The following is a 9,906-nucleotide window of genomic DNA, read 5'->3' as shown; positions in this document are numbered from 1 at the left end:
CGTCGCCACTCGTCCATCGGGATGGTAAGCCCCGTCGATTTCGAAGCCCAGCTCGCTGATCAAAATGGTAATAAGAAAGCCGCTGCTTAACCCCTAAGCAGCTTAACAACGTGTCCACGATTTGCGGGCAACCCCAAAGGGACCTGACCCCCATTTGGTGGACACCTGATATCCAACCCAGTCGGGCTGGCAAGATTGGTAATCTACCACCATGTCCAGGTACTGAGAACAGTTCAAACGCGATGCCGTGGCCCTCTATGAAAACAACGAGGGCCTCTCGCTGAACGCAGCATCAGCCGAGCTCGGTATCAACCGTGCCTCGCTGCATTCATGGGCCACCAAGTACTACACCGGCAAACGCGCCCGCATAAAAGCCATGCACGATCAAGCCCAAGCAGCGAATGAATCGTGAGACGCACCCGCCAGCTGGAGAAAGAAAACGCACAACTGCGCGAAGAACGCGACATCCTGCGCAAGGCCGCCACATATTTTGCTTCAAGCAGACTCACTGGAATTCTGCTTCCAGTGTGTCTATGACCACCGAACCGAATACTCGTCTCACACGGATGTGCCACGTGTTAAGACTCAATCGTTCCTCGTTTTATAAGTGGGTCCACACCCGTGAAAATCGCAGGATACAATGATGTATTCTGACGGTCTTATTGGTGCAAAAATCAAGGCCACTTTTGATGATGAGCATGGTCTTTATGGTGCTAAACGCATCGCTGCAAGCCTCAACAGTGATACGGATTTCGGCCCGATAAATCACAAGAAAGTCGCACGCATCATGAAATCCATGGGGTTGCGGCCGATACGCCCCGGCGATCCCCGTAGGTGACCTGCCGGTTAGCTGCGCGAATCAGGTGCACGATACAGGTGTGCACCATAGAGTTCGGCCACATGTTGCCTCGACTGCTTCTGGTAGGCCTTTCAGCCCGTCACAGCAGACGATAAAGACGTCTTTGACCCCACGGTTAGAAAGATTGGCACATACCTGCGCCCAAAATGAAGCGCCTTCTTCTGTGGCAATCCACAACCCCACAATGTGCTTAATACCGTCAAGATCCACACCAATTGCCATGTACGCGGACTTGTTGACCACTCGGCCACCGTCGCGGACTTTAATGCGCAGCGCATCGAGAAACACTACGGGGTAGAATTCGTCTCACTGGCGGTTGTGCCAGACCATGACCTCGTCGCCGACGGCATCAGTGACCGCGGAGATTGTTTCATGAGAGATATCTACCCGCAGTGCAGTAGCCCTATGGTGCTGGATATCCCTAATCGTCATCCCGCCGGCATACAAGCTGACAATCATGTCATCAACGTCGGTCAATCTCCTCGAGCCTTTGAGGGGCCATAGTCGGCAAGAATGTTCCAGCCCGATCTCTCAGCACATCAACGGTGATTGGCCCGTAGTTAGAATCCACGGTCTTTGGATACGACCCGTTACGGTGATTGTCTGTCCCAGCAGCAGCTTTAGCACTCCTGTCGCCAGACTCGTAGCCAAGGTAGGCATCCATCTCAGCATTCAAACCCCTAGTGATCGAGGCTTGCAACATGCCCCGAACCAAGTCGTTGGCATCCGTGGTGGACGTGCCTAGCTCATCAATCAGTTTCGCCATCTCAGGGTTAGCAAGAAGCTTCTTTTCAATCGCATCAAATTGTGGCCTTATCAGGCTTAGATCTCATCGTGCCACACTAGTCATTCTGGTCCATCTCCTCATGCAGGTTGGGAACCTACACACAAACCATCAGACACTCTCCATCGACGCCCTCTCAGCACCCCAGTTCAATCAAAGACTGGACTCTCACCAAGAAACCAGTAGGATAACCACAGCATGCACAAAAGTGCACCCCTTAAACATCCCCGACCCAAGGCGAATCGAATGAAAAACATAAAAACCAAAATCACCGCCGGACTCATCGCCCTCACCACAAGCCTCACCATGGCCCAAACCGCCAACGCAGACCAAGGCAAAGAAATGGTCACCTTCGGCGACTCCTTCACCGCCAACGGCGGCGCACCAGGCGAACGAGCAGCAACCTCCCCGCACAAACGCCCCTTCCACCCCTGCTTCAACGACAAACACAACTGGGCACACCAAACCGCCAACAACCTCGACCACAACCTCGCCGACTACTCCTGCAACGGAACCAGCGTCTGGATCAACCAGTACGTCGACGACGCCATCGAACAAGGCAACATCGGCCATGACACCAAAGAAGTAGTATTCATGTACGGCGGCCTCCAACAAGGAACCTACTTCGACGCCCTAGCCAACGCCACTCTCCCCGACGTTCCCAAAGCCTCCACCTACCGCGGACTACTAAACTTCCAATTCAACAAAATCCGCAAAGCCGCACCCAACGCCCGCATCTCCATGGTCAACTACGTCCCAATGACCGTCAACGACACCCTCTGCGTAGTCAACCACGACCAACTACAACTGCCAATAACCATCCCAGGCGCCACCATCGCAGAAGACGAATTCAATCGCGAAATCGGACGCGCAGCACACGACCTCGGCGTCAACTACATCAATCTCCACGACCAAGCCAAAACCCACGACCCCTGCCAGCCAGACACCAACCACCGATGGGCCACACTCGTCCAAACCCCAACCGCCCCATCCGTCATGCCACTACACCCAACAGACGTAGGACACGACGGAATGACCCAAATCATCACCCGAGAACTCCAAAACCACTAACCACCAACCAAAGCACGAACCCGCCGCCCGAGAGCACCATGAACTAGTCCCCAAAAGTTGGGCTGGTTTAATTCAAGAAGGTTAGGGGTTCAAGGGCCTGATTCCGATATTGCATCGGGGTCAGGCCCTTGAGTCATTGTTGGTTGCGTTCGGTGTTGTACCGCTGGATGTAATCTTCGATTACCTGGGTGAACTCCTCGACAGTGTTGAAGACTTCTCCGTGGTACATCTCGGTTCTCAGGTGCCCGAAGAAGTTCTTCATTACTGCGTTGTCGTAGCAGTTGGCCTTACGCGACATCGACTGAACGCCGCCGTTCTCGTGGATCAAAGTGCGCCGGGTTGAATGCTGGTATTGGAAGCCTTCATCGGTAATTTTTAGGTAGGCAATTTCAGCATGCAACTGGTCGCTTTCGCGACGCAGTTTGTCTTCTTCAGTAAGCGCCTTCGGCTTGGTACCTCGGCCCTGTTCGAAACGCTTGACTACATGCTCGCGCTGAGTTTCACTCAGCGAACTTCGTAGCCCCAATAAAAACTGCTCCCCACCAGTTGGTAGTGATTTCTCAGTCCAACTACTGGGGAGCGGTTCGAACGGCGCGGGGCCAGTTCGTTAGTGAGCCTTACCAGGCATTCATAACGTTGAGAACGCGCGGTTTGGAAGCATTGAGCTGGTAGTCCCATTGGTACCAGTTATGCAAGCCCTGGGCCGGGTAGCTCACCGTTGGGTTCAGACCCTGCAACCGGGCAACACCTTCCCAAGCGCGGGTGGTCAGCTGAGAACCAACCTCCAGTGCGACACCCGGTGCTTGGAACTGCGGCGGAAGGGTTTCCCTATCCAATTGGCCTGGGATACCGGATGCAGCTGAAATATAAACATCGGTACCACCCTCACGCAGTTGCGGAATCAGCAAGAGCGGGTCATTCTGGAAACGCTTTGGGTTAAATAGCGAACCGTACATGGCGTTGACATTGAATCCACCGGCATCCAACATGGCCAAACGAAGAGCAGTCTGAGCACCTGGAACCGTCATAGTCAAATAACCAGAAAAGGATAGTACCTGCTTAAACTGGTCAGTGTGCTTAGCAGCCAATGTCATGGCGGAACCGGCACCCATGGAGAGGCCAGCGATCGCATTGTTATTGCGGGCCACGCCAAAGTGCTGCTCGAGGTAGGCAGGAAGCTCCTGGGTAAGGAAGGTCTCCCACTTATAGTTGACCGGATCTCTCGGATCATATTTGCCAGGTGCTTGCCAGTTGGCATAGAAAGAAGACTCGCCACCTGCCGGCATCACTAGAGTGATATTGCTGTCCGCGTAAGTCTGCGCGGCGTTAACCTCACTGTGAGGGCTAACCCAGCCGCTGGTTGCGTAAGTAGCACGCAGGCCATCCAATAGGTAGAAACCAGCGTTACCGCCATTCTTTGCGGGCTGAATCTGGACGGGGATGTTACGGTCCATGGACGGAGACCAAACATCACAGCGCTGAACCCAAAACATGGCTGGGTCCCATTCACAGGTGCCGGTATTATCCGGACGCAGCCAATCACGATGTGCCGCGTGTGCCTGCTGCGTGCCGCCGGCAACGACGGCGAGGCCAAGCGCTACGACCACTGCCATGATGACCGATAGGACACGTCCTCTCAGAGATGCAGTCATCTTTCTCCTCCACAAAGTACTCAATAATTGTTCTTTGGCTTTATCGATGGGAACCTGTGAATCGTTAACACCCCTCGGCGAAAGCCTCACTGAGAGGCAGTGTAGTGCACTCACAGGCTTTTTACCTCATTTTCAACCATTAATAGAGGTAATCCCCCGGATTGGAGGAGAAGGTTAGGGTCCTGCCCTCTGTCAGGGAAAATTTAATATTTTCTAAGAATCAGCCCCAAGTTAGCGGTTCCCTGTAGGAGGCAAAGAGCCTCTGGAAATCGGCATCATCAAGCGCAGTGCGTGCTTGCCACGCGGAATCTTTCTGCCCCAGCAATAAGGAGTCAATATCCACTGCAGAATCGGCAATCTGCCACGCCGCGCCAAGGCTTTTATCGTGGCCAATGCGCCCGCCTTCGATGCGGGGCTGGCGCGCTGCCAAGGGATTGCTGAGCCCAATTTCATCGAGCACGCGCACCTCAAGTGGCGCATTCATGGAGGTAAGACCGAGATTAGGAAAATACACAGTGGGAGGATCGGAGCGCTCCGGATCCGCGGGCACCGTCGTCCACGATGTCTGACCCCCATCCTTGATATAGAGGAAGGTCATGGCATCGCCGGCCGCCAAGTCCTGCACCGCTTTTTCATAGTTATTCATCACGTCCATACCCAGAAAATCCTCGGCACGGCGTGGCGGTTCCTGCCGGTTGGTGACAGCGGTCCAATAGTCCCGCTCATCCACAACACTAAGCTGGCCCGCGTACGCTGCCCGGTCTACCGGGTGACCGTGCAAGACAATAACGAAGGCCCACACCGCACAGAATACGGCAGCCCACCAGGTTCGTAGATTAACTACAAATATGGGCAATAGCGCGGCGAAAAGCGGAAGTAGCAACATGCGCCCATGCATAAAATCGCCACCCACGTGCACAACATATGCTGCATGCAATAGTGCGGCGCCCAGGAAGATATAAACCACAGTCTGCATCGAGCGCAGCGCCGACGGTCGAAAATCGGTTTTCCACAGCGCCGCCACTGTCAGCACAATGAGCGGGAGGTACAGCGCGTAGGGCGCCATAAAGTCGCCCAAGTACGCAAACCCTTGGCCCCACGCGGAACCAGCCGCGGATTTCGCAACGGCGGTATGAGGCGTAAGCAGCCCGTAGTAGCCCATGCGGAATACTTGATAACCCAGCGGCAGGGGCAAGGCGGCAGCGATAACCTTCCACGAACGCGTGCTCACTATGAGTACAACGCCAACCAGGCCGCCATACAGGGCAAGCTCAGGGCGAATGAGCCATGAGAGCCCCGCCCAGAATGCCAGCCCATACACAATAGGCTTGGGCGGCAACTCCTGCCGTGGTCGCGCCCATTTAATCAGCATCCACCACAAGACGGCCAAGTAGAAAAGGCACAGGCTCCATTCCAAGCCGGAGGTAAAAAAGTCCCGTGCCGGTGGCAGGGCCAGATACACCAAGGCTCCAGCGGGAAGAACAAGTCCCTTGTGCATGCTTGCCGATGCCCACGTCCCCACCACCATCGCCGCGACCGCTAGGAGAAGCCCGAGGTAGATGGCGATCGTTTCGAGTTCAGCACCGCTTACCCACCGCGCCACTAAGATGAGGTATTGCCACAGCGTGGAGGTATTGGCCTCAACGCGCTCACCCACATTGAACACAGGACCGTTGCCGGCTTCTAGGTTGCGGACGGTACGCAGGACGATGAGGCCGTCATCAGACATCCAGCGGCGGGCAAAGCCACCCCACAAAGAAAAAACACCGATAACAAGAACCGAGGCGGGTGCGCTCCACAGCGCAATGTTCTTGTTACCGGTGTTAACCACGTGGGGTGAGTATATCAGGCCTCTCAAGATCTTCTAGTTGAACGCAACTATATAACCGCTGCTTAGACCAATGGCATGATGTAGACGGCCATGGCGATGCAGGCCAGCCAAGCGATGGCGAGGAACTGCAAGGTGCGATCCCCCAACGCGATTTCTTCCGGCGCCCCGCCCTGGCCACGGTCCACGTCGGCGGCATAGCGCAGGATGGCGATGGTAAATGGCACCATGGAAATCTGGTACCACACGCCACCAGAGGTTGCGGCATTAGCCAGCTCAAAGCCCCACAGGGAGTAGAAGACCACCACGGCGGTAGCCGCTAGCGTCCAGACAAAGCGCAGGTAGGTTGGCGTATAGCCCTGCAAGGATTTGCGGATCTTCGCGCCGGTCTTTTCCACCAGCAGGATTTCGGCATAGCGCTTACCGGAGGCCATAAAGAGCGAACCAAAGGCAGCGACCAGCAAGAACCACTGCGAAAGCTCAATATCGGCGGCCACGCCACCGGCCATGGTGCGCAACATGAATCCGGAGGACACCAGCGCAATATCGATGACCGGAATATGCTTCCAGCCAAAGCAATAGCCCAGCTGCAGGGCGATATAAACCGCCATAACGATGGCTAGCTCTAGTCCCGCGGTGGCCAAGAAGGACAGCCCAATGGACAGGCCAACGAGTACCACGGCCATGACATAGGCCACCTTGATGGGCAGCACGCCCGAGGCAATCGGGCGGAAACGCTTGGTCGGGTGCTCTTGGTCTTCACGCCAATCCTTGGCGTCATTGATCAGGTAGATGGAAGAAGCGCCGAGGCAAAAGACGATGAAGGCCAAGAGGACATCGACAAGCACGCGCCCGTGAAAGAGCGACTCCGCACCGGCCGCGGCGGGCGCGGCCAGTACGAGGATGTTTTTTACCCATTGCTTCGGGCGCAGGGCCTTGACCATGCCATCGGCCAAATTCTTCGGCGGCTTGCGCTTACGGCCGGTATCGACGCCGGACGTATGCGGTTCCGAATGGAGAAAGTGCTGGTTACCGTCCTCACTCATGCGTCTTTCCCTTCGTCATTGCCCGCGCGGTGGCAGCGCCAATGGCTGCGCCCGCGACGGTATCAGTTGGATAGTGCACCCCGAGCACCATACGCGATGCCATCATCACCGGCACTCCCACAAGCGGTGCCTTGGAACCCGTCAGGCGGGAAAGGCCCACCAAGAAGGCGGTGGTGGAGGTGGCATGCGAGGACGGGAAGGATAGGCGCGAGGGGGTCTTGACCCCAACGCGGACGTAGGAATAATCGGGTCGCTTGCGCCGCACGATGCGCTTGAGCACCACGCTTGCCGCATGCGCGGTAAACGCCGCGGCACCGATCCGAATCCACTCTTCACGGCGCTGCTTGTCCACGCCGGCCCCTAGGGCCGCGCTGCCCATCCAGCCCAGGGCGTGCTCGCCCAAGTGGCTTAAACCGCGGGCAGTCGGCAGTACTCCCGGCAGGTCAAAGGCGGCGTTCTGGATGGACTCTAGGACGCGGGATTCTGCGATAGAAAGCTTATTGGGCATCAAAAACCTTCTTCCAGGAAGACCGCGCGGTCAATTCCGGCAACGCGGCGCGGTAGTGCGCCCGCAGGTCATCGAAGTTTTCTTCAATTTCCTTCAACAGGCTGCGGGTTTCGGTGATGAGCTCCTTGGCCAAATCGCGGTCGCGCTTGCGGAAGGCCACACCCGTACCGCCGGCCGTGGATACGGTGGCGGAATCCAGGCGGGACAGGGTGAACCAGCGCGCCTCTTCTGGGGTGAGGTTCAGCTGCGGTGCCGCGTGGTGCGCCGGATCTTCCTTGCTCAGCAGGTGCTTAAGGCCCTTTGCTGCCCACGGCAGCTTCTTCACCTTGGCCAAGCGCCCGCCCACATTGCGGGTGGGAACGCCCGGCGCGCCGGTCGGCGCCGGCAGCTGGTCTGCGGATTCGATGATGACCGCATCTGAGTAGTTCTTGCGGATCTCCGCAATGCGCGGCAACGAGGTATCCAAGATATCGAAGAGGTGGTCCGGCCCCGCCAGGAAGTCCTTCATGGCCTCGATTTGGATGGCCATGGTGGAGTATTCCATGCACATGGTGTGCTTGAGCGTGGACTTAAAGATGGACTTAGTAATGCCGGATACCGCGCCATCGTGGTACAGCGAAGCCACGATCAAGCGGTTGCGCAGGTGGAAATAGGCCTGCCAGTCAATGGCATCGTCCTTATCCGCCCAGGCCATGTGCCAGATGGCCGCGCCCGGCCAGGTCACCGTGGGGAAGCCATTGCGGGCGGCGCGCAAGGAGTACTCGGTATCGTCCCACTTGATAAATAGCGGCAGTGGCTGGCCGTTGGTCTCTGCTACCACGCGCGGGAAGAGGCACATCCACCAGCCGTTATATTCCACGTCCACGCGGCGGTGCAGGTCGCGGGAATCGTACTTCTTTGGATCCAGGCGGGTTTCTGGCGTGCCAATGGCGCGCAGTGGGTACTTGGCAAAGTCGTGGTCGTACACGGCGTGCGGGGCGGCGGCCCACATGAAATCGGAGCGGTTGACCTGCTCACCGGTGGTGCGCAGCTGGGAGCGCTCCTGCAGGTTGAGCATCTGCCCGCCCACGATGATGGGCCTGGCGGCGTAGCGTGCGGCCTGGACGGCACGCAGTACCGAATCTGGTTCGATGGCGATGTCATCATCCATATACAAAATGAACGGCGAATCGGTGTTTTCCAGCGCCTCGTACATGATGCGGGAGTATCCGCCCGAACCACCCAGGTTACCTTGGCGGAACTCGCGGAAGCGCTCCCCAAAGTGGGCTACTGCATCGTCGTAGCCTGGTTCATCGGCGGGGTGTTGATTGCCTTGGTCAGGCATCAAGACGAAGTCGATGATCTCGTCCACGACGGGATCCTCGGCTAGGGCTTGTAGCGCTGCCACCGCGTCGGTAGGGCGGTTGAAGGTAGGAATCCCGACCGCAACACGCTTTTCGGAAGGAGCAACCTCGGTGCCATCCGGCAGGATTTGCGCTCCAGGTGCGTGCGGCGAGCACCACGCGGCATGCGCCAGGGTGGTTTCTTTCTCGGCGGTGATATCGAACCACAGCCAGCCGCCGTCCTCGAAGTTCTTGAGCGGGAGCTCGAATTCGTGCTCACCGGTGCCCACGAGGTGGTTGCCCACGGAAATGCGTTGGCCATCGTGCTTGGAACGGTACAACGAGATATTGGCCTGGCCCTCAACTTCAAGGCGCAGAATGACCGAGTCGAGCTGGGACCACCGGCGCCAGTAGGAGGCCGGAAAGGCGTTGAAGTAGGTCTCAAAAGAGGCTTCTTCGCCGGCCGGGATGGTCATGGCGGTCCGGTTTGTCCAGCTCAAGCGCTCGCGGTTTTGTTCCGCCTCAATGAGGTAGAGCATGCGGACGTCAAAGGGTTCGCCGCGCTTGGGCAGCAAAATTCGCTGCAGGGGCTCAAAAGCCGAGGAGTTGTTGGCAGTCACGATTGCTTCGATTCTCCAAACTATTTAAACAGTAGTCAGCGGTTTAGCGTAGTTGTTTTATACGGATTACTCGGGTTTACACGCGGATGTGTCTTCGGGTTAAGTAGCAAAAGTGTGCCTGATGGACCTGACCCCTGTTTGGTGGACACCTGATATCCAGCCCAGTCGAGCTGGCAAGATTGGTAATCTACCACCATGTCCAGGTACTGAGAACAG

7 protein-coding genes and 3 pseudogenes are annotated in these 9,906 nt (G+C 57.0%); 3 read left to right on the top strand and 7 right to left on the bottom strand.

What is annotated here, in order from left to right; genetic code table 11:
* The first annotated feature begins 247 nt into the window (after window positions 1-247).
* The gene (locus tag ABRP64_RS11230; RefSeq protein ID WP_284783747.1) at window positions 248-412 is read left to right on the top strand and encodes a hypothetical protein; all 165 of its coding nucleotides are present in this window, start codon (window positions 248-250) and stop codon (window positions 410-412) included.
* Between the two features lie 228 nt (window positions 413-640).
* Window positions 641-838, top strand: a complete 198-nt coding sequence (locus ABRP64_RS11225; RefSeq protein WP_349839475.1) for a helix-turn-helix domain-containing protein — start codon at window positions 641-643, stop codon at window positions 836-838.
* Here the strand turns inward: ABRP64_RS11225 and ABRP64_RS11220 are convergent.
* A pseudogene (locus ABRP64_RS11220) lies at window positions 810-1,679 on the bottom strand (IS256 family transposase); the annotation flags it as partial. The gene ABRP64_RS11225 and the pseudogene ABRP64_RS11220 sit on opposite strands and share 29 nt — an antisense overlap.
* Window positions 1,680-1,889: 210 nt before the next feature.
* On the opposite strand from ABRP64_RS11220, the gene ABRP64_RS11215 reads away from it, so the two are divergent.
* Complete coding sequence (locus tag ABRP64_RS11215; protein WP_284783748.1) at window positions 1,890-2,714, top strand: GDSL-type esterase/lipase family protein; 825 nt, start codon at window positions 1,890-1,892, stop codon at window positions 2,712-2,714.
* 133 nt (window positions 2,715-2,847) lie between these two features.
* Here ABRP64_RS11215 and ABRP64_RS11210 read toward each other — a convergent pair.
* The 6 genes and pseudogenes from ABRP64_RS11210 to ABRP64_RS11185 all read right to left on the bottom strand — a co-directional run.
* Window positions 2,848-3,084 (bottom strand): annotated as a pseudogene (locus tag ABRP64_RS11210) (IS3 family transposase); the annotation flags it as partial.
* A gap of 247 nt (window positions 3,085-3,331) precedes the next feature.
* Entirely contained in the window at window positions 3,332-4,366 is a 1,035-nt protein-coding gene (locus ABRP64_RS11205) for an alpha/beta hydrolase (RefSeq protein ID WP_284771222.1), read from the bottom strand.
* A gap of 139 nt (window positions 4,367-4,505) precedes the next feature.
* Window positions 4,506-5,738, bottom strand: a pseudogene (locus ABRP64_RS11200) (arabinofuranosyltransferase AftB family protein).
* 521 nt (window positions 5,739-6,259) lie between these two features.
* The gene (locus tag ABRP64_RS11195) at window positions 6,260-7,240 is read right to left on the bottom strand and encodes a decaprenyl-phosphate phosphoribosyltransferase (protein ID WP_284771220.1); all 981 of its coding nucleotides are present in this window, start codon (window positions 7,238-7,240) and stop codon (window positions 6,260-6,262) included.
* Window positions 7,233-7,748: a phosphatase PAP2 family protein gene (locus tag ABRP64_RS11190; RefSeq protein ID WP_284771219.1), complete on the bottom strand. Its 516-nt coding sequence runs from the start codon at window positions 7,746-7,748 to the stop codon at window positions 7,233-7,235. The genes ABRP64_RS11195 and ABRP64_RS11190 overlap by 8 nt, the downstream gene beginning before the upstream one ends.
* The gene (locus tag ABRP64_RS11185) at window positions 7,738-9,690 is read right to left on the bottom strand and encodes a glycosyltransferase (RefSeq protein WP_349866485.1); all 1,953 of its coding nucleotides are present in this window, start codon (window positions 9,688-9,690) and stop codon (window positions 7,738-7,740) included. Before ABRP64_RS11185 ends, ABRP64_RS11190 begins: the two co-directional genes overlap by 11 nt.
* Window positions 9,691-9,906: the final 216 nt, after the last annotated feature.

It is taken from the genome of Corynebacterium sp. KPL4015 (genome assembly GCF_040225725.1).
Taxonomy (GTDB): Bacteria; Actinomycetota; Actinomycetes; order Mycobacteriales; family Mycobacteriaceae; genus Corynebacterium; species Corynebacterium rhinophilum.
This window is presented reverse-complemented; position numbering and strand designations above follow the sequence as displayed.

Bases quoted from the DNA above. Each gene is read 5' to 3' on its own strand.
- ABRP64_RS11225 (WP_349839475.1), top strand. From the start codon at position 641: ATGATGTATTCTGACGGTCTTATTGGTGCAAAAATCAAGGCCACTTTT.
- ABRP64_RS11215 (WP_284783748.1), top strand. From the start codon at position 1,890: ATGAAAAACATAAAAACCAAAATCACCGCCGGACTCATCGCCCTCACC.
- ABRP64_RS11205 (WP_284771222.1), bottom strand. From the start codon at position 4,366: ATGACTGCATCTCTGAGAGGACGTGTCCTATCGGTCATCATGGCAGTG.
- ABRP64_RS11195 (WP_284771220.1), bottom strand. From the start codon at position 7,240: ATGAGTGAGGACGGTAACCAGCACTTTCTCCATTCGGAACCGCATACG.
- ABRP64_RS11190 (WP_284771219.1), bottom strand. From the start codon at position 7,748: ATGCCCAATAAGCTTTCTATCGCAGAATCCCGCGTCCTAGAGTCCATC.